The organism is Nocardioides kribbensis, from assembly GCF_015070375.1.
Lineage (GTDB): Bacteria > Actinomycetota > Actinomycetes > Propionibacteriales > Nocardioidaceae > Nocardioides > Nocardioides kribbensis.
The window spans coordinates 299,292-318,816 of record NZ_JADCLL010000002.1 but is presented as its reverse complement, the minus strand read 5'-3'; the positions used below and the strand labels follow the sequence as shown (position 1 = coordinate 318,816).

The following is a 19,525-nucleotide window of genomic DNA, read 5'->3' as shown; positions in this document are numbered from 1 at the left end:
CCTGACTTTTTGTGCGGTCCCCCGTCTTACTGATCGTTGCGACCACTACCCGACAGTCAGGACGGTCGGGTAGTGGTCGCAACGGTCGGTAGGACGAGGACGTGCGGCCTCAGTCGAGCCGCGCCACCAGGGGCAGCCGCGAGCGGGCGGTGAGGCCGACCACCGCGGCGGTGAGCAGCGGCAGGCCGAGCACGACGCCGGTGACCAAGAGCCACGGCACGTCGAGGTAGGTCGCCGGACCGCCGGTGGTCCCGCTGCTCCCGGGCCCGGTGAGCGGGTAGGTGATGGCGACGCCGGGGATCGCCCCCACCAGCGCTCCCAGCACCGCCCCCACCAGCCCCACCACGAGGGCGTACGCCGCGGCGATCGCGCGGCGGCTGCGCGGGCTGGCCCCCACCGCCGACAGCGTGGCCAGGTCGGGCCGGGCGTCGGAGAGCGCCAGGAACGTCGCCGTCAGGGTGCCGCCGAGCATGAGCACCGCTCCCAGCGCGGCCAGGATGAGCTGCACGATCACCGTCTCCTCGTCGGCGACGTAGCCGCGCTCGACGCTGAGGGAGACCTGCCCGGGCAGGGCGGTCAGCGCCTCGTCGACGCTGCGCTCGGCGGCCTCGGTGATCGGGGCGTCGACGACGAGGCCCGTGACCCGGGTGCGACCACCGAGCCGGTCGGCCACGGCGGGTGCGACGACCGCGTCGACCGGGGAGTAGTCGCCGTCGACCTGGACGTAGGTGCCGGCCACCTCGAGCCGCTGGCGGTCCACGACACGCCCGCGTCCGGAGTACTCCGCGGTCCTGAGGACCACCCGGTCGCCGTCGACGGCCTCCGAGGCGAAGGCCACCACCCCGCCGGAGGCGAGCACCCGCGAGGCGCGGTCGGCCTCGGTGGCGTCGATGCCCGGCAGGCCGGGCGGGAGACGGTCGGCGACCAGGGTGGCGCTCGCGAACGGGCCGCCGACCGAGACGAGGAGCGGGTCGGTGTCACCCGGCTGCGCGACCTCGAGCTGGCGGAAGCCGCGCCCCTCCACCGGCAGGACCAGCGCCTGCACCGTCGAGACGTCGTCCTCCGGGACGGTCCGGGCGACCGCGTCGCGGTAGGCCGGCCAGTCGACGCCGCCCCCGTAGGCGGTGACGAGCCCGTAGCCGTCGGCGAGGGTCGGCTGGTAGGTCTCCTGGTTCTGGTGCTCGTCGCTGCTCACCGCGATCCCGAGCGCCACCACGCCGGCGACGGTCGCGGCCACGGCCGCGACGGCCGGCACCGTGCGGGTGCGGTGACGTGCGGCGTCGCGCGCCGCGAAGCGCAGCGGCAGGGGCAGCCGGCCCGCCAGCCGCGACACGGCGAGCACGACCACCGGCACGAGCAGGATCATGGCCAGCACCGAGACGATCGCCGAGGCGGCGATGGCGATCTCGCCGCCGCCGGAGGCGCCGTACGCCGCTCCCGCGACGCCCACCCCGAGCAGCACCAGGCCCAGCAGCGGGGAGCGCCGCGAGGCGCGGGTGTCGCCGCGACGCCCGGCCAGCACGGCCACGACGTCCTGGCGCGAGGCGATCCAGGCCGGCACCGCGGCGGCGAGCAGTGCGCTGAGGGTGCCGAATGCCGCGATGCCCGCCAGGTGCAGCCAGGTCACGTCGAAGGGGCCGAAGCGGGTGGTGGAGAAGCCCTGGAGCACCGGGGTGAGCGCCACCGCCGCCAGCAGGCCGAGGGCGAGGCCGAGCACCGCGCCCAGGGATCCGAGCACCACGCCGGTGGCCAGCACGACCCGGCGCGTCTGCCCGGGCACGCCGCCGGCGGCGGCGATGAGGGCGAGGGTGCGCGACTGCCGGCGGGCGCCGACGGCGAAGGCCGGTCCGGCGAGCAGCACCACCTCGATGAGCACCATCACCACGACGAGCGCGAGCACGGTGACGGTGGCCTCGTCGATGCCCTCGTCGAACCCCCGGATCTCGGGGGGCAGGGCCGACTCCGGCGGAGGGTCGGTGACGACGGCGCGCGACAGGACGGTGGCGCCGAGGGCGTTGAGGGCGCGCACCTGCTCCCAGGTGACCGCGGCGCCGCCGATGAGCAGCGTGCTGCCGGCGCCCTGCCCCTCGACGGCGGCCGGTCGCGCCCACGCCATGGGGAAGCCTCGGCCCTGGGCCGACTCCACGATCCCCACGACCTCCAGGCGGGTGCCCCCGGCGAGCTCGAGCTCCTCGCCCACACCGGGGCCACGCTCGGCGAGGTCGGCGTTGACGACGACCTCGCCGTCGGTGCGGGGCAGCCGGCCCGAGACGGGCTCCACGAGCCCGCGGGTGAGCGGGTCGAGCAGGTCGGTGCCGGTGAGCTCGACGTAGGTCTGCCCGCCGTCGGTCGCGGCCCGCGTGGACTCGGTCTCCAGCTCCACCGCCGGCAGGTCGCTCACGCCGAGCACCCGCTCGACGTCGGTGAGCGTCGCCCGGCCGGGCTCGCGCCTCGGCCCCACGGCGCTCACGCCGGTGTCGGGGTCCGCGTCCTGCACCGCCTCGCGGGACCCCGGCGCCAGCGAGACCCGTGCCTCGGCGGTGCCGAGGCGCCGCTCGAGGCCCTCGACCCCGGAGACGCTCTGGGTGGAGTAGAGCGTGTCGGCCGCGGCCACCCCCATCACGGGCAGCGCGATCATGACGAGCACGAGCAGGCTGCGCCCCTTGGCCCGCCGGGCGTCGCGCCAGGCCAGGCGCAGCGGCAGCCGCCAGCCTGCGAGGGGCCCCCTCACCGGTGCGCGCCCTGGTCGAGCAGGGCGTCGACGGGCGTGGCGCCGGAGTCGTCGACGACGACGCCGTCGCGCAGGAAGACCACCCGGTCGGCCCAGGCCGCGTGGCGGGCCTCGTGGGTGACCATCACACCGGCGGCGCCGGCGTCGCAGCGGGCGCGCAGCAGGCGCAGCACGTCCTCGCCCGACTCGGTGTCGAGGGCGCCGGTCGGCTCGTCGGCCAGGATCAGCCGCCGCTCGCCGACCACGGCGCGGGCGATGGCCACGCGCTGCTGCTGGCCGCCCGACATCAGGTCGGGGAAGCGGTCGGCGAGCTCGCCGATGCCGACCTCCTCCAGCGCGGTGCGCGCGGCCGCGCGGGCGGCGCGGGTGCGCACGCCGTCGAGCTCGAGCGGCAGGGCGACGTTCTCGACGGCGGTGAGGGCCGGGACGAGGTTGAAGTCCTGGAAGACGTAGCCGATCGAGGTGCGGCGCATGCGGGCGCGCTCCTTGGCCCCCATCGCCCCGAGGTCGGAGCCCTCGACGCGCACGGCGCCGTCGGTGGGGGTGTCGAGGCCGCCGGAGAGGGTCAGCAGGGTCGACTTGCCGGAGCCCGAGGGCCCCATCACCGCGACCAGCTCGCCGGCGTGGGCCGCGAAGGAGACCGCCCGCAGCGCGTGGACCTGCAGGTCGCCCTCGCCGTGCACGCGCGAGACGCGGTCGAGCTCGAGCACCGCGCTCATCGCACGGCCACCCGTCCCCGGGCTCCGCGCGTGGCGCGCGGGCAGGCCGCCAGCCGGCGGGCGCTCTGCGCCAGCCACCGGTCCTCGGCACGGCGCAGCACCACGGCCTGCTCGGCCAGGAGCACGCCGGGCCGGGGCGCCGCGGGCGCGGCGGCGGTGGGGGCACCCGGTCGGGTCGACCGGGACGACGAGGCGCTCATCGCAGGGCCTCGCCCTCGACGCGGGCGTCGGCCGACCGGTCGGCGGCCGACGGCTCGGGGCGCTCGAGCGCGGCGCGGCGCAGCCGGGCCTCGCAGTGGTCGAGCCAGCGGATCTCGGCCTCGGAGGCGAAGACCAGGGAGTCGAGCACGAGGCTCCAGGCGAGGTCGGCGCGCGGCGCCTCGCCCTGACGACCACCGGGGCCGGCCTGACCGGCCTGGCGCTTGAGGCGGGTGTAGTCCTGCAGCGCGCGCATCGTGGCGCTGCGCTGCTGCTGGATCACCGCGCCGACGTCGACGCCGGGCACGGTGACCGCGAGGGCGAGCTTGATGGCCAGCTCGTCGCGCGGGGGCTGCGTGCGCGCCACGGGGGTGGTGAACCACGCCGCCACCTCCTCGCGCCCCGCCGGGGTCAGGCGCCACCGCTCGTGGCCCTCTGCGTCGGCGCCGGCGGCCTCGACCAGTCCGTCGCGCTCCAGGCGCGTCAGCGTGGTGTAGACCTGCCCGACGTTGAGCGGCCAGGTCGACCCGGTGCGCTGCTCGAACTCCGTGCGGAGCTGGTTGCCGTACATCGGCTCCTGCTCCAGCAGCGCCAGCAGCGCCTGCTTGACCGACATGGGGACCTCCTCGTGGTGGGCGCACCCGCGCCCTACTCGGTATGTATACCACGTATACATACCGGGTATCCAGGACCGCGGCGCACGCCCGGGAACACCCGACGGCCGCCCCGCAGGTGCGGGACGGCCGTCGGTTGGTGCTGGGTGCTGCTGAGGTGCTGCTCAGCGGTGCGGGGGGGGTCACGGCGTGGCCGTGGTGACCTCCAGCAGCGTGCTGATGCCGGTGTCGCCGTAGAGCACGCGACCGAGGTAGCGGGCGTCGGCGTCCAGACCGGTCCAGGCCAGGGAGTACGTCGACTCCTCGCCCGCGGTGACCTCGAGCGGGTCCGGGGTCGCGGTGAGCGAGCCCTGGGCCGCGGTGCCGAGGTCGTAGACGTCCATCCGGAAGTCCATCGGCGAGCCCTGCGGGCCGGAGGCGAAGCCGTCCACGAAGACCGCGACGGCCGGGGAGTCCGGAGCCTCGATGGTCACCGACTCGTCGGCCGAGCCGGTCGCCGAGACGACCTGGGCGCCGACGGCGGCCGAGCACTCGGCGTTGGTCGGGATGACGGTCAGGTCGAGGTCGGCGAGGTCGTCGGCGGCGTCGACGTCGATGCGCAGCAGGGGGCTGCCCTCGGTGACGGGCACGCAGTAGGCCGCCGAGTCGTTGACGGCCACGGAGTCCTCGACCGAGTCGGCCTGCGCCAGACCCTGGGTGGTGAGGTCGATCGTGCCCGTCGTGCCGCTGGTCACGGTGACGTCGACGTCGCTGTCGGCGCCCTCGCCGGTGACGACGGCCGGGGCGTCGAGCGCGACCGGCTTGAGAGCGACCGGCATGCGGGCCGAGGTGGTGCCGGTGAGCTTGACGAAGCCCTTGGCCCAGCGGTCGAGCTCCACGCCGTCCTTGGCGGTGAAGGTGATGACCAGCTTGCGCTTGACGCCGGCCTTGCCCGCGCTGAAGGACTTCTTGCTGACCTTCGTGGTGAAGCCCGGCACGCTGGCCGAGACCTTCCAGGTGCCCTTGCCCTGCGTGGTGACGGTGCGGGTGAAGGTCGTGCTCTGGACCACCGCGTGGTCGGCCATCGAGGGGATGTTGACGGCCTTGGCCTCGACCGGCTTCACGCCGGTGTCGAAGCCCTGGTCGGCGATGAGGCCGTACCACTGCCGCGAGGTCGAGGTGACGAAGAGACCCGGGCGGAACATCGAGGCCGGGGTGACCTGGCCGGCGCCCTGGGCGAAGGCGTCGCGCGAGGCCTTGTCGCCCGCGGTGCGGGTGCTGGTGGCGGTGGTCATCATCGCCGACTGGACCATCTGGGGGGTCCAGGTCGGGTTCTCGGCCATCAGCAGCGCGCCGAGACCGGCGATGTGCGGCGCGGCCATCGACGTGCCGGAGTAGAGGTCGAAGTCGCGGTCGCTGTTCGACGGCGGGGCGACCGCTGCGAGCACGCTCTGGCCGGGGGCGGAGATGTCGGGCTTGAGGATGTCGCTCTCGTTGGCGTTGGCCGGGCCCCGCGAGGAGAAGCCGGAGACCTGGGGCAGCGCCGCCGAGGGCAGGTCGGTCTGGTTGCCGGGCAGCAGGGCCGCGGTCGGCGCGTCGGTGTCGAGGTAGGCCTCGATCGCCGGCAGGTCGGTGCTCTGCAGGTGCACGGTCGGCACGGGGTGCAGGTCGGCGTCGAGGCTGCTCTCGGCCGGGTTGACCAGGATCATGCCGACGCCGCCGGCGCGGGCGACCTCCGTCGACTTCTCGACGCGGCCGTAGGTGCCGCGCAGGCAGACCACGACGGCGCCGTCGACGGCGGCCTCGTCGAGGCTGTCGGGGGCGCACAGCCCGGCCTCGGCGGCGTCGCCGCCGGCGACCCCGGCCTCGGCCGCGTCGACCAGCGGGGTCTGCTCCGGGACGCCAGTGCCGTCGATCATGGCGCCGAGGTAGCGGGTGCCGTCACCGAGCTCGACGGTGCCGTCGAAGTTGCGGTACGTCGACGCCGCCACGGTGGTCAGCCAGGGGCTGTTGTGGGCGACGGTCGACTCGGTCGGGCCGCTGTTGCCGGCCGAGGCGGCGACGAAGACGCCCGCGTCGGCCGCACCGGCGAAGGCGATCTCGACCGGGTCGACGACGGTGTCGGTCGCGCCGGAGATCGAGAAGTTGATGACGTCGACGCCGTCGCGCACGGCGTCGTCGATCGCGGAGAGGATCGCGTCGGTGTAGCAGCCGCCGGTGTCGGGGTCGGTGTCCTCCCAGCAGACCTTGTAGGAGGCGATCGAGGCGCCGGGCACCATGCCGGTGACCTCGCCGAACTCGATGCCGTCGACGCTCACGTCGTCGACGACGTTGCCGGCCGCGGTGCTCGCGGTGTGGCTGCCGTGGCCGCCGCCGTCGCGCGGGGAGATGAACTCGCCCTCGGCGACCTCCTCGGGGGGCACGGTGTCGACGAAGGTGTCGGGGTAGTAGCGCGCGCCGATGATCTTGGTCGAGCAGTCGCTGAGGTCCCAGTCGTCGCCGGTGCCGGTCTCGCAGGCGCCGCGGAAGGTGCCGCCGTCGGCCTTCTTCATGGTGGTGTTGCCCAGCGGGTCCATCCGCGCGGCCCAGGGGCCGGTCGGGGCGCCGCTGAGCTCCTCGCCGGAGAAGGAGGGGTTCTCGGGCCAGATACCGGTGTCGAGGTCGCCGACGACGATGCCGGAGCCGGCGTTCGCCTGGGTGCCGTGCTTGGCCCAGACGCCGCTCTTGCCGTACATGCCGAGGGTCTGCGCCGTGTTCTGCGGGACCGCGTCGGGGGTGCGGGCCTCGACCGGCACCAGGGCGTAGACGTCCTTGGCCGCGGCCAGGGCGGTGGCCTGCTCGCCGGTGAGCTGGGCGGCGAAGCCGTTGGTGGCGGTGGTGTAGCTGCGCGTCACGGTGGCGTCGACCGCGGCCGCGACCTGGCGCTGCTGCTTCTCCAGGAAGGTGCGGTAGGCCGTCGCCGCGCCGGAGCGCGGGTCGAAGCTGCGGCCGGCGGCCGGCTTCGTGGGCGCGAGACCCTGGATGCCGCCGGTGTAGGCCGCGGCGCTGGGCTGCTGCATGAGGACGATGTAGCGACCGGCCTCGTAGGCGTCCACGGCGGCCCGGTCGAGCTTCTTGATGCCGCCGGCGCTGTCGGCGGCCTGGGCGGGTGCGACGGTCGAGACCGTCGCCACCAGCCCTACCGCGATCGCGCTCGCGGACACGACGCCCAGTGCACGCTGGCGCGCACTGCGACGGGCGTGAAGATTCGTCACGAAAACTCCCTCACTCCGAGACGACCACGTGCCGACACCCGATGTTCCGGCAAATGACGCGGCCAGAAGACACCTGAATCCATCCGACCGGGTGATGTCAACGCCCCCGGCACCATGGATTCGAACCGTGTCTCATCCGAGACCTTGCGTGGCCCGGGTCACTCCGGTGCCTGTGCGGGGCTGGTGGGGCCGTGCCGCGGGCCGCGGGTTTCGCCAGCCGGCCGGTGAAACCCGCACCTGTCGGCCCACGCGTCGGCCGACAGGTGCGGGTCCGGGCCGACCGGTGGGGCTGCCGTGGCTGGTGGGGATGCAGGCCCGGGCCGACCCCACGCGACGGCGTGGCTGCCCGGCCCGGGCCGACGGGGTCCGGGGCGTCCGCGGGTTTCGCCAGCCGGCCGGTGAAACCCGCACCTGTCGGCCCACGCCTCGGCCGACAAGCGCGGGTCCGGGCCGACCGGTGGGGCGGAGGTGGCGGGTGGGACGACGGGGGTACGCCGGAGCCGGTGGCGGTCGGTGGGGGGTGCTGCGCCAGACTCGGGGCCATGCCGACCACCCTGATCACCGGCGCCTCCTCCGGGCTCGGCGCGGAGATGGCCCGCCAGCTCGCCGCCCGCGGGCACGACCTGGCCCTGTGCGCCCGGCGCACCGACCGCCTGGAGCAGCTGCGCGAGGAGGTGCTGGCCGCCCACCCCGGGCGGCGGGTCGAGCTGCGCGCCCTCGACGTCACCGACCACGAGGCCGTGCCGGCCGTCGTGGAGGACTTCCGCGCCACCTTCGGTCACCTCGACCGGGTGGTGGTCAACGCGGGGCTCGGCAAGGGCGCCGCGCTCGGCACCGGTCGCGCCGACGTCAACCGCGAGACCGCGATGACCAACTTCGTCGGCGCGCTGAGCCAGGTGGAAGCGGCCATGGCCGTCTTCCGCGCCCAGGAGGCCGGCCACCTGGTCGTGGTCTCCTCGATGTCGGCCATGCGGGCGCTGCCGAGGTCGATGACCACCTACGCCGCCACCAAGGTCGGCGCGGCGTACCTCGCCGAGGGCGTGCGCCACGAGCTGCACGGCACACCGCTGGCCCGCACGGTCAAGGTCACCGTGCTCTACCCCGGCTACATCGCCTCGGAGATGAACGAGCAGGTCGCCTCGTCGACCCCGCTCATGGCCTCGACCGAGAAGGGCGTGCGGGCGATGGTGGCCGCCATCGAGAAGCAGGTCGACTCCGCGTGCGTGCCGCCGCTGCCGTGGGCCCCGCTGTCGCTGGTGATGAAGCACGCGCCGCTCGGCGTGCTCAAGCGCCTGGTCTGACCGGGCCCTCCCCGGCACCCCGTCGGCGTGCGAGGAGCTCGACCAGCAGCCCCCAGCCGCCGGTGCACCACAGCGCCCAGGCGACCAGCGGCGGCTGGAAGAACAGCCGGGCCAGCCGCGCACCGTCGGTCTCGAGGCCGAAGGCGTCGGCACCGGTCAGCCACTGGCTCACGTTGCCCGGGAAGACCGCGACGAGGAAGGCCGCGACGACCACGCCGACCTGCGCCCGCCGCCGCCCGCGCGCCAGCAGCAGCGCCGCGCCGAGGGCCAGCTCGACCACCCCGGAGACCAGCACCACCGCCTCGCGGGCCGGCAGCCACGGCGGCACCTGGGCGAGGAACGCCTCGACGTCGACGAGGTGGGCCACGCCGGCCACGAGGAGGAAGCCACCGAGCACGACCCGGGCCACGTGACGCACCCACGCGCCTGTCACGGGACGCTCACCGGGCGCTCACCGGGCGTCACCGGTAGGTGAGCGTGTCGCCGGAGACGTGCGGGTGCTCGTTGAAGGTGAGCAGGCGCGGCCCGGTCGAGCCGACCACCACGCGGGTCACCCCCGTGTTGACGCACACGGTGTTGAAGCGGCTCCAGGCCCGGGCCAGCCGCGCCTCGTCGGTCTCCTCGGGGTCGACCAGCGCGGCGCAGGCCGCGGCGATCGCGCCGCCGGAGGTCACGACCAGCGTCGTGCCGCCGCTCCCGGTCGCCGCGGCGGCGGCGGTCAGCGCGCCGCGCACCCGGCCCAGGAAGTCCCCCCACGACTCCGGGTACGCCGCCCCGTCGGCGCCCGGCTCGCCCGCGGTCCAGCGCCGCGTCGCCTCCACGAAGGCGGTCTGGAAGGCGCGCCGGTCGCTCCACGCGTCGTCGCCCAGCAGGTCGGGGTGGGCGCCCACGACGCCGAGGTGGTCGAACTCGTCCCAGCCGGCGTCGACCGTGACCCCGGGGGTCTCGGGTGTCCCGGGAGTCCCGGGGTCACCGCTCCCCCGGCCGGCGCCGTCGACGAGCGCCTCGAGGGTCTCGCGGTGCCGGCGCATCGACCCGCGCACCAGCGCCGTGGGGCGCGCGCCGGCGGCGGCCAGCGAGGCCCCCAGCAGGCGGCCCTGCTCCCACCCCGTGGGCGAGAGGACGTCGTAGTCGTCGGCGCCGAAGCTGGCCTGGCCGTGCCGCACCAGCAGCAGCAGACCCATCAGGCCCCGGCCCCGGACCCGGCCCCGGAGCCGGCCTCGCCGACCAGCCGGCGGCAGCGGGCCTCCAGGTAGGGGACGACCTGGCCCAGCACGGCGTACGACTCGTTGGTGGTCTGGCCGGTGGCGTAGCGGTACCAGATCTGCTGGGCGATCACCGCGAGGCGGAAGAGGCCGAAGACCTCGTAGAAGGTCCAGTCGCGCGCGCTGAGGGTGCGGCCGGTGCGCTCGCAGTAGCGGCGGGCCAGCTCCTCGCGGGTCCACATGCCCGGCGTGGTGGTGGGCTGGCGGCGGAAGAGCTGGAAGAGCTCGTCGTCGTCGGCCTGCACCCAGTAGGCCGAGGTGCAGCTGAGGTCCATCATCGGGCAGCCGACGGTGGCCAGCTCCCAGTCGAGCACGCCGGCGACCTCGAGGTCGGGGCCGAGCACGAGGTTGTCGAAGCGGTAGTCGTTGTGGATCAGCACCCGCCCGGCGTCGGGGGGCTGGTGGGCGTCGAGCCAGCCGGTGACGTCGGACCAATCGCCGGTCTCCTCGGTGCGCGCGTCGGCCAGGCGGCGGGTCCAGCCGGAGACCTGGCGGGCGACGTAGCCCTCGCCACGGCTGAGCGCGGCCAGCTCGGGCACGGCGTCGACGTCGACGGAGTGCAGGTCGACCAGCACGTCGAGCGCGCGGCGGCACAGCGCGTCGGCGGTCTCGGGGGCCACCGGGCGCAGCTGCTCGGGGAAGTCCTGGCGCAGGATCGTGCCCTCGAGGCGCTCCATGACGTAGAACTCCGAGCCGATGACCGACTCGTCGTCGCAGTGGCCGACCTGGGGTGCGATGTAGGGGAAGACCGGCGCGAGGGCGGCCTGGATGCGGTGCTCGCGACCCATGTCGTGGGCGCCCTTGGCCTTGCGGCCCACCGGGGGCCGCCGCAGGATCAGGTCGGGGCCCTCGGCCATGGCCAGCAGGTAGGTCAGGTTGGAGGCGCCGCCGCGGAACTGGCGCACCTCCGTGATCGGCCCGCGCCCCAGCCAGCGCTCGACGGCCGCGGTGTCGAAGGCGTCCTCCTCGCGCAGGGCCTTGGCGGGGTTGCCGTCCGGGGCGGGCCCGTCGGTGGGGGTGCTCATGGTGCGTTCCTCTCGAGCTTGGCCGCCTGGGCGCGCATGACCTGGTCGTAGGCGGCGCGGTCGTGCTGCTTGAGCGCCCACGCGTCGCGGGCGGGCTGGTCGGGCACGATCAGCTCGGCGCCGCCGTCGAGGCCCTCGAGCACGGCCGCGGCGATGTCGGCGGCGGTGATCGGGGAGCGCTCCACCAGCCGCGCCATCGTGGCGCCGAGCGCGGCGTCGGCGCCCTGCAGGGAGTCCATCAGCTTGGTGCGGAAGTACGACGGGCAGACCGCGTGGGCGCTGACCCCGTGGCCGGCCAGCTCGTGGCCGGTGGTCTCGGTGAGCGCCACGACCGCGGCCTTCACCGCGTTGTAGGACGCCATGCCGGCCGGGTGGACCAGGCCCGCCAGCGAGGCGACGTTGACGATCGCCCCCGACCCCTGCCGCTTGAGCAGCGGCACGAAGGCGCGGGTGCCGCGCACGGCGCCGAAGAGGTTGATCTCGAAGATCCAGTGCCACTCCTCGAGGGTGGCCACGTCGAGCCGGCCGCCACCGGCCACGCCGGCGTTGTTGACCAGCACGTCGAGCCCGCCCCAGCGCCGCTCGACCTCGGCCACCGCGGCGGCCCAGTCGTCGTCGGAGGTGATGTCGAGGGCCAGCCCGCCGTCAGGGGCGCGCAGGTCGGTGCGCAGCACCTCGTCGCCGCGGGCCTCGAAGGCCTCGCTGAGCGCCTCGCCGAGCCCCGAGGCGGCGCCGGTGACGAGCACGCGCAGGGGGGCGCCGGCCCGCTCGGCCGCGGGGGCGCTCACCGGCGTGCGCCGTACTGGCCGAGCTCGAGGCGCGCGACCACGCCGCGGTGCACCTCGTCGGGGCCGTCGGCCAGCCGCAGGGCGCGCGCCGAGGTCCAGGCCGCGGCGAGCGGGTGGTCGTCGGAGAGACCGCCGCCGCCGTGCAGCTGCATGGCCATGTCGATGACCTGCTGGGCCATGGTGGGCACGGCGACCTTGATCTGGGAGACCTCGGAGAGGGCGTTGAGCGGGCCGCCGACGTCGAGCTTCCAGGCCGCGTCGAGCACCAGCAGGCGGGCGCTGTTGATGGCGATGCGGGCATCGGCGATGCGCTCGCGGTTGCCGCCGAGGTTGGCCAGCGGCTTGCCGAAGGCCTCGCGCTCGAGGCCGCGGCGGCACGCCAGCTCCAGCGCCAGCTCGGCCAGGCCGATGAGGCGCATGCAGTGGTGCACGCGGCCGGGGCCCAGGCGGCCCTGGGCGATGCCGAAGGCCTCGCCGGGGCCGCTGAGGATGTTGGAGACCGGCACCCGCACGTCGGTGAAGGAGACCTCGCCGTGGCCGAGCGGCTCGTCCTGGATGCCCATGGTCGAGAGCAGCCGCTCGATCCTGACGCCGGGGGTGTCGCGCGGCACCAGCACCATGGAGTGACGGTGGTGGCGGTCGGCGTCGGGGTCGGTGAGACCCATGAAGACGAAGATCCTGCAGTCGGGGTGGCCGACGCCGGTCGACCACCACTTGCGCCCGTTGATGACGACCTCGTCGCCGTCGACGACCGCCGTGGCGGCCATGTTGGTGGCGTCGGAGGAGGCCACGCCGGGCTCGGTCATGGTGAAGGCCGACCGGATCCGGCCGTCGAGCAGCGGGTCGAGCCACTCGTCGCGCTGGGCCTGGGTGCCGTAGCGCAGCAGCACCTCCATGTTGCCGGTGTCGGGGGCGTTGCAGTTGAGCACCAGCGGCGCGATGGCGCTGCGGCCGGTGAGCTCGGCGATCGGGGCGTAGTCGACGTTGGTGAGGCCCTCGCCGCCGTCGGTGCCGAAGCGCGCGGCGTACTCCCCCGCGTGCTCCTTGGGCAGGAAGAGGTTCCACAGGCCCTGCGCGCGGGCCTTGGCCTTGAGCTCCTCGAGCACCGGCTGCGGCTCCCACGGGCTCGGCCCGCTGCGGTCGGCGCGGCGGCGGGCGAGCTCGGCGTGGTACTCCGCCTCGACCGGCGTCACCTCCTCGGCGATGAAGGCCGCCACCCGGGCGGTCAGGTCGGCCGCGCGCGGCGAGGGGGAGAAGTCCATGCCTCGCACCCTAGAGGCAGCCGGGTGACGGGCGTCTCACGGGCGTGCGGGCGGCTGCGGGTCGCCGGCGCGGTGGCGCCCCCCGGGGGGCGGGGCCGGCTCGTGGGGCTGCGAGGCGGGACGTCGTGCGGGACGTGCAGGCGCATCCACACAGCGCATGACGTCCCCCGGCGAGAGCGGCGCGCGGCGTCAGGCGGTGACGGTCAGCACGACGCGGGCGCGCTCGACGGGGTCGAGCCAGCGGCGGCGGGTGCGCAGCAGGCGCCACGACGACCACGCCAGGAACGGTACGGCGCACAGCACCGGCAGCGCCCACCCCTCGGCGCGGCTGAGCCCGGAGAAGACCAGGCCGGTCACGGTCGTGCTCACCGCGAGGCGGGTGGAGTAGCCGACCATGCCCAGCGGCGGGGCGGGGGTCGCGCGGGCCGAGCGCAGGTCGACCGCGTGGGGGTGGGCCAGCGACCAGCGCATCGCGGCCGCGACCACCTGCACGGTGACCACCGCCAGCGTGGCCGTGATCGCCGCGAGCTCGGCCGCGCTCGGCACCCCGGCGCGCACCGCGGCGATCGCGGTGGTCAGCAGCGAGGCCGCGAGCAGGAACTCCGCCAGCACCCACGCGCGGGCGTCGAAGACCGTGGCCGGGCCGACCGGCAGGCTCTCGCGCCAGCGCCCGCCGCGGCCGTCGAGGCACCACGCGTTGACCCCGAAGAGCAGCGCGCCGCCGGAGGCGACCAGGCCGGGGAGCACCGTCATGGTGTCCCAGCGCAGCCCGCCCAGCAGGGCGACCAGGCCGGGGCCCACGGCGAGCACCAGCAGCCCGCGTCGCATCGGCACCGCGCGCCACACCGAGGCCCGGTCGGTGCGCACGAGCGCGGTGAGCGGCCCGCGGGCCAGCGGGCGGGCCTCGTGGTGCGCGGTCTCGCTGCCCTGCTCGTCGCGCGGGTGGCGGCGCACCGCCAGGTGGGCCGGCACGGCGCCGAGGGCGACCGCGAGCAGGGTCGCCACGAGCAGGCCGGCCACGGTGAGGCCCCACCGCGAGCCGGGGCCGCCCACGAGGCCGCCCAGCACCGGCACGGTCGGGCCGCGGTCGAGGGCCGGCACCAGCCGACCGGTGGCCTGCAGGGCCAGCCCCGCGGCGAGCACCCCGAGGCCGAGCAGGCGCACGGCCAGGACACCGCCGCGCAGGCGGCGCAGGCCCTCCAGGCTCCAGGCGACGACCTGCGCGAGCGCCGTGGCCAGGGCCAGCCACAGCAGCATGCCGACCTGCGCGGCGGCGAGGTCGGCGCCGCCGCGGCCCGGGCCCACGGCGTAGGCGGTGCTGCCCAGCAGCGTCCAGGCCTGCAGCAGCCAGGCGATGTTGAGGGGTGCGAGGACCAGCGCCCCGAGGTGGTCGGTCGTAGGGCTGACCGGGTGCACCGCGGCCGGGTCGCGCGCCAGCAGCTCGCGCCCGCCCCCGGAGACGACCGCCGAGACCAGCGCCAGCAGCAGGAAGCCCGCCATCGCGGTGGGCAGCAGCAGGAGCACGTCGAGGCTGTGGCCCTCCCCCGAGCCCGCACCGGGGGTCCACGCCGGCACGACCGCGGCCGCCGCGGTGAGCGCGACGAAGGCGGCGGCGAGCGCGACGAGGACCCTGCGGCTGCGCACGGTGCCGGCGCGGAAGGCGACCAGGTGGCCGGCGTCGACCACGGCGTGCCACGCGTCGGCGGGTGCGGCGCGCCAGCGGGCGGCGGCCCCGGGACGACGCGGCGGGCCGGAGCCGGGCCAGCGCTCAGTCGAGGAGGCCGCGGTAGGCACGCGCGCCGTCCTCCCCCACCATGTCGGCGGCCGGGAGCGTGGCGACCTGGGCGCCGCCCCGCAGCACGGTCACGGTCGAGCAGGCCTCGATGGCCAGCTCGCGCAGGTGGGTGGAGACCAGGACGCAGGCGCCACGGGCGCGGGCGTCGGCGACGACCTCCAGGGTCGCCTCCACGCCGATCGGGTCGACGCCGTCGAAGGGCTCGTCGAGCAGCAGCACGTCGGGCTCGTGCAGCGCGGCCAGCACCACCGAGAGCCGGCGGCCCATACCGTGGGAGAAGCCGGCCGTCACCCGGTGGGCGACGTCGCCGAGCTCGAAGCGCTCGAGCAGGTCGCGGGCGCGCTGCTCCCAGCCCACCGGGCGGGTGCGCCACGTGCGGTCGAGGCGGCGCAGCCGCGCGGAGAGCTGCACGTGCTCCCACGGCGTCGCGCGGGGCACGAGCCCGCCCACGTCGGGGCAGTAGCCCACCGACTGCTTGACCCGCAGCGGCTCGCGCCGCACGTCGTGGCCCGCGACGCGGGCGGTGCCCGACGTGGGCGGCACGACGCCGGCGAGCACGCGCATCGTCGTCGACTTGCCCGCGCCGTTGCGGCCCAGGAGGGCGGTGGCCTGGCCGGCGTACGCCACCAGGTCGACGCCCGCGACCGCCTCCACCTCGCCGAAGCGCACGTGGAGGGCGCGCACGTCGACGGCGGGCCGGGGGGAGGTCACGCCCCCATCCTGGCCGCGCGGGCGCTGCCCCAGGAGGCCTCCGCGGGCAAATGACCCGGACCGACCAGGGGGTCGGCCGTTCGGAGGACCCGCGGTCTCCGCCGCGGTGTCGTGCTGGTCCGGTGGGCCCGGTAGCCCTCGCGGGCCCGGTGTCAGGCCGGGAAGGACTCGCCCTTCTCCGCCATGGAGCGGAGGTGGGCGGTGGGGGCGAAGCGGTCGCCGTAGCGCTCGGCCAGCTGGTCGGCGCGCTTGACGAAGGCGGCCAGGCCGATCTCGCCGTCGGCGGCCTGGTAGCCGGTCATGTACTGCGCGGCGCCACCGGTCATGGGCGGGAAGCCGATGCCCATGATGGAGCCGATGTTGGCGGCCGCGGCGGAGGTGATGACGCCCTCCTCGAAGCACTTGGCCGTCTCGAGGGCCTCGGCGAAGAGCATCCGCTCCTTCATGTCCTCGAAGGGGATCTGCTCCTCCGCCACCGGGAACTCCTCGGCGAGGCCGGCCCAGAGGCCCTGGCGCTTGCCGTCGGCGTACTCGTAGAAGCCCTTGCCCTTGAGGCGCGAGGGGCGCTCGAGCTCGAGCATGCGCTGCACCACGGCGGTGCCGGGGTGGATGGCGTACGGCGTGCCGTCGCGCTCGGCGGCCTCGCGGGTGGCCTTCTCGATCTTGGCCATGAGCTCCATGTTGAGCTCGTCGGTCAGCTGCAGCGTGCCCACGGGGTAGCCCGCCTGCGTCGCGGCGCGCTCCAGGGAGATCGGGTGGGCGCCCTCGGCCAGCATGGCCAGGCCCTCGTTGACGAAGAAGCCGATGACGCGCGAGGTGTAGAACCCGCGGCTGTCGTTGACCACGATCGGGGTCTTGCGGATCTGCTGCACGACGTCGTAGGCCTTGGCCAGCGCCTCGTCGGAGGTCTCGGCGCCGCGGATGATCTCCACCAGCGGCATCTTGTCGACGGGGCTGAAGAAGTGCAGGCCGATGAAGTCCTTCGGGCGGTCGACGCCCTCGGCGAGCTCGGTGATCGGCAGGGTCGAGGTGTTGGAGCACAGCAGCGCGTCGTCGTTGACGTAGGGCGCGACCTCGGCGAAGACCTTGGCCTTGAGCGAGGGGTCCTCGAAGACGGCCTCGATGACCAGGTCGCAGCCGGCCAGGGCGGCGGCGTCGCCGGTGGCGGTGATGCGGCCGAGCAGCTCGGCCTTCTTCTCCTCGGTGGACTTGCCGCGCGAGATGGCCTTGTCGAGCAGGCCCTCGGAGTAGGCCTTGCCCTTGGCGGCGTTCTCGTCGGAGACGTCCTTGAGCACGACCTCCATGCCGGCGCGGGCGCAGGAGTAGGCGATGCCGGCGCCCATCATGCCGGCGCCGAGCACGCCGACCTTGGTGGCCTTGAAGGGCTCGATGCCCTGCGGGCGCATGGAGCCGGACTTGATGGCCTGGAGGTCGAAGAAGAACGCCTGGATCATGTTCTTCGAGCCCTGCTCGGTGATGAGCTTGACCAGGTAGCGCGACTCGATGCGCGAGGCGGTGTCGAAGTCGCGCATGGCGCCCTCGACGGCGGCCGAGAGGATCGCGCGGGCGGCGGGGTAGACCGCGCCCTTGGTCTGCTTGCGCAGCAGTGCCGGGAAGGCGGGCAGGAAGCCGGCCAGGGCCGGGCCCTTCGGGTTGCCGCCGGGCATCTTGTAGCCGGGGGCGTCCCACGGGTTGGTGGTCGCCTCGGGGTGGGCCTTGATCCACGCCTTGGCCGCGGGCAGGAGCTCCTCGCGGGTGGCGACCAGCTCGTCGACCAGGCCCTTCTCCTCGGCCTGGGCCGGCTTGAACTGCGTGCCGGTGAGCAGCACCTCCATCAGCCCCGCCTGGAGGCCGAGCAGCCGCACGATGCGGGTCACGCCGCCGCCGCCGGGCAGCAGGCCCAGCGACGACTCGGGCAGGCCGAGGGCGATCTTGTCGTCGTCGACGACGATGCGGTGGTTGGTGGCCAGGCAGATCTCGAAGCCGCCGCCGAGCGCGGCGCCGTTGATGGCCGAGACGACCGGCACGGGCAGCTTCTCCAGGCGGCGCAGCGGCTCCTTGACACCCTCGGCCATCGCGAAGACGCTCGCGGCGTCGTCGGGGGTCGCGGTGACCATGCCCTTGAGGTCGCCGCCGGCGAAGAAGGTCTTCTTCGCGCTGGCGATCACGACGCCGGTGACGCTCGAGGCGTCGGCGGCCAGCTCGTCCTCGATGCGGTCCACGACGGCCTTCATCGAGGAGGTGTAGAGGGCGTTCATGGTGTTGGCCGACTGGTGCGGGTCGTCGAGGGTGAGGGTGACGATGCCGTCGGCGTCCTTGTCGTAGCGGACGGCGGTCTGCTCGGTGGTGGTGGTGCTCATGCGTGTGTGGGTCCTGTCTGGGTCTGTGACGGGCGTCGGCGCGTACGCCGGGAGGGGGCTGGTCGGTCCGCGCGGGTGCGCGGGGCTCAGACCAGCTCGACGATCGTGGCGATGCCCATGCCGCCGCCGACGCAGAGCGTGGCGAGGCCGCGGCGCTGGTCGCGGCGGGCGAGCTCGTCGATGAGGGTGCCGAGGATCATCGCGCCGGTGGCCCCGAGCGGGTGGCCCATGGCGATGGCGCCGCCGTTGACGTTGGTGATCTCGTCGGTGATGCCCATGTCGCGCATGAAGCGCATCGCGACGGCCGCGAAGGCCTCGTTGATCTCGAAGAGGTCGATGTCGCCGACCTCGAGGCCGGCCTTGGCCAGCGCCTTGCGGGCGGCCGGGGCGGGGCCGGTGAGCATGATCGTCGGGTCGGCGCCCGAGACGGCCATCGACACGATCCGGGCGCGCGGGGTCAGACCGAGGTCGACGCCGACCTGCTCGGTGCCGATGGCCATGAGCGCGGCGCCGTCGACGATGCCCGAAGAGTTGCCGGCGTGGTGGACGTGGTCGATCTTCTCGACCCAGTGGTACTTCTCCAGCGCGACGTCGTCGAAGCCCGCGTCGCGACCCATCTGGGCGAAGCTGGGCCGGAGGCCGGCCAGGCCCTCGACCGAGGTGTCGGGGCGGATCAGCTCGTCGTGGTCGAGCACCGTGAGGCCGTTGATGTCCTTGACCGGCACGACGGAGTCGGTGAAGTAGCCGTTGGCCCACGCCTTGGCGGCGCGGTGGTTGGACTCGGCGGCGAAGGCGTCGACGTCCTCGCGGCTCCAGCCCTCGATGGTGGCGATGAGGTCGGCGCCGATGCCTTGGGGCACGAAGCCGGTGGCGAGCGCGGTGGCGGGGTCCTGGGCCCAGGCGCCGCCGTCGGAGCCCATGGGCGCGTTGCTCATCGACTCCACGCCACCGGCGAGGATGAGGTCCTCCATGCCGCCGCGGATGCGACCGGCGGCCTGGTTGACGGCCTCGAGGCCCGAGGCGCAGAAGCGGTTGAGCTGCACGCCGGCGACCGTGTCGGGGTAGCCCGCCTTGAGCGCGGCGGTCTTGGCGATGTCGCCGCCCTGCTCGCCGACAGGGGTGACCACGCCGAGCACCACGTCGTCGACGCGGTGGGGGTCGAGGCCGGGGTTGCGCACCTTCAGCTCGTCGAGCAGCCCGACCACGAGGTCGACCGGCTTCACCTCGTGCAGCGATCCGGCGGCCTTGCCCTTGCCGCGCGGTGTGCGGATGTGGTCGTACACGAATGCTTCTGCCATGACCGTCCTCGGTGCTCGATGTCTGTGCGTCGATTGTGACACTATTGCTGTCACTGTCGTCAAGGGATCGCGGCACCGCCCGCGCCCCCGTGCGTGTGTCGGCCACCACACCGGCAGGATGTCCTGCCTGACCGGCAGGTCGCCGCCCCCGCGTCAGCAGGCGGGCGGGCGCCACGGCAGCATCACGACAGGCATCACGACACGCAGCAGCAGGAGGGAGGACGA

The 19,525-nt window shown here is 74.8% G+C and carries 15 protein-coding genes; 1 reads left to right on the top strand and 14 read right to left on the bottom strand.

Features of this window, described 5'->3' with window-relative positions:
• Positions 1-109: 109 nt before the first annotated feature.
• The 5 genes from IR170_RS07120 to IR170_RS07100 form a co-directional block, all read right to left on the bottom strand.
• Positions 110-2,731, bottom strand: a complete 2,622-nt coding sequence (locus IR170_RS07120; protein WP_193661806.1) for an FtsX-like permease family protein — start codon at positions 2,729-2,731, stop codon at positions 110-112.
• Positions 2,728-3,450 (bottom strand): ABC transporter ATP-binding protein, encoded by a 723-nt coding sequence (locus tag IR170_RS07115; RefSeq protein WP_193661805.1) that lies wholly within the window; start codon positions 3,448-3,450, stop codon positions 2,728-2,730. Before IR170_RS07115 ends, IR170_RS07120 begins: the two co-directional genes overlap by 4 nt.
• Positions 3,447-3,650 (bottom strand): hypothetical protein, encoded by a 204-nt coding sequence (locus IR170_RS07110; RefSeq protein WP_056905185.1) that lies wholly within the window; start codon positions 3,648-3,650, stop codon positions 3,447-3,449. The genes IR170_RS07115 and IR170_RS07110 overlap by 4 nt, the downstream gene beginning before the upstream one ends.
• The gene (locus IR170_RS07105; RefSeq protein WP_056865012.1) at positions 3,647-4,264 is read right to left on the bottom strand and encodes a PadR family transcriptional regulator; all 618 of its coding nucleotides are present in this window, start codon (positions 4,262-4,264) and stop codon (positions 3,647-3,649) included. The genes IR170_RS07110 and IR170_RS07105 overlap by 4 nt, the downstream gene beginning before the upstream one ends.
• Before the next feature lie 180 nt (positions 4,265-4,444).
• Positions 4,445-7,444, bottom strand: a complete 3,000-nt coding sequence (locus tag IR170_RS07100; protein WP_193661804.1) for a S8 family serine peptidase — start codon at positions 7,442-7,444, stop codon at positions 4,445-4,447.
• A 593-nt stretch (positions 7,445-8,037) separates the two neighbouring features.
• On the opposite strand from IR170_RS07100, the gene IR170_RS07095 reads away from it, so the two are divergent.
• On the top strand, positions 8,038-8,796 hold the full coding sequence (locus IR170_RS07095; RefSeq protein WP_193661803.1) for an SDR family oxidoreductase: 759 nt from the start codon (positions 8,038-8,040) through the stop codon (positions 8,794-8,796).
• On the opposite strand, the gene IR170_RS07090 is transcribed toward IR170_RS07095, so the two are convergent.
• The 9 genes from IR170_RS07090 to IR170_RS07050 form a co-directional block, all read right to left on the bottom strand.
• Complete coding sequence (locus IR170_RS07090; RefSeq protein WP_227488779.1) at positions 8,780-9,229, bottom strand: DoxX family protein; 450 nt, start codon at positions 9,227-9,229, stop codon at positions 8,780-8,782. The genes IR170_RS07095 and IR170_RS07090 overlap by 17 nt on opposite strands.
• 28 nt (positions 9,230-9,257) lie before the next feature.
• A complete protein-coding gene (locus tag IR170_RS07085; protein WP_193661802.1) occupies positions 9,258-9,980 on the bottom strand; it encodes a histidine phosphatase family protein in 723 nt (240 codons plus the stop codon).
• Entirely contained in the window at positions 9,980-11,086 is a 1,107-nt protein-coding gene (locus tag IR170_RS07080; protein ID WP_193661801.1) for a phosphotransferase family protein, read from the bottom strand. Before IR170_RS07080 ends, IR170_RS07085 begins: the two co-directional genes overlap by 1 nt.
• Positions 11,083-11,874, bottom strand: coding sequence for an SDR family NAD(P)-dependent oxidoreductase (locus IR170_RS07075; RefSeq protein WP_319804948.1), 792 nt, complete (start codon positions 11,872-11,874; stop codon positions 11,083-11,085). Before IR170_RS07075 ends, IR170_RS07080 begins: the two co-directional genes overlap by 4 nt.
• The gene (locus IR170_RS07070) at positions 11,871-13,136 is read right to left on the bottom strand and encodes an acyl-CoA dehydrogenase family protein (RefSeq protein WP_193661800.1); all 1,266 of its coding nucleotides are present in this window, start codon (positions 13,134-13,136) and stop codon (positions 11,871-11,873) included. The genes IR170_RS07075 and IR170_RS07070 overlap by 4 nt, the downstream gene beginning before the upstream one ends.
• Before the next feature lie 189 nt (positions 13,137-13,325).
• A complete protein-coding gene (locus tag IR170_RS07065) occupies positions 13,326-14,930 on the bottom strand; it encodes a hypothetical protein (RefSeq protein WP_193661799.1) in 1,605 nt (534 codons plus the stop codon).
• Entirely contained in the window at positions 14,905-15,642 is a 738-nt protein-coding gene (locus tag IR170_RS07060) for an ABC transporter ATP-binding protein (RefSeq protein ID WP_193661798.1), read from the bottom strand. The genes IR170_RS07065 and IR170_RS07060 overlap by 26 nt, the downstream gene beginning before the upstream one ends.
• A gap of 152 nt (positions 15,643-15,794) precedes the next feature.
• Positions 15,795-18,002, bottom strand: a complete 2,208-nt coding sequence (locus IR170_RS07055; RefSeq protein ID WP_193661797.1) for a 3-hydroxyacyl-CoA dehydrogenase NAD-binding domain-containing protein — start codon at positions 18,000-18,002, stop codon at positions 15,795-15,797.
• 86 nt (positions 18,003-18,088) lie between these two features.
• Entirely contained in the window at positions 18,089-19,300 is a 1,212-nt protein-coding gene (locus tag IR170_RS07050) for an acetyl-CoA C-acetyltransferase (RefSeq protein ID WP_056865023.1), read from the bottom strand.
• Positions 19,301-19,525: the final 225 nt, after the last annotated feature.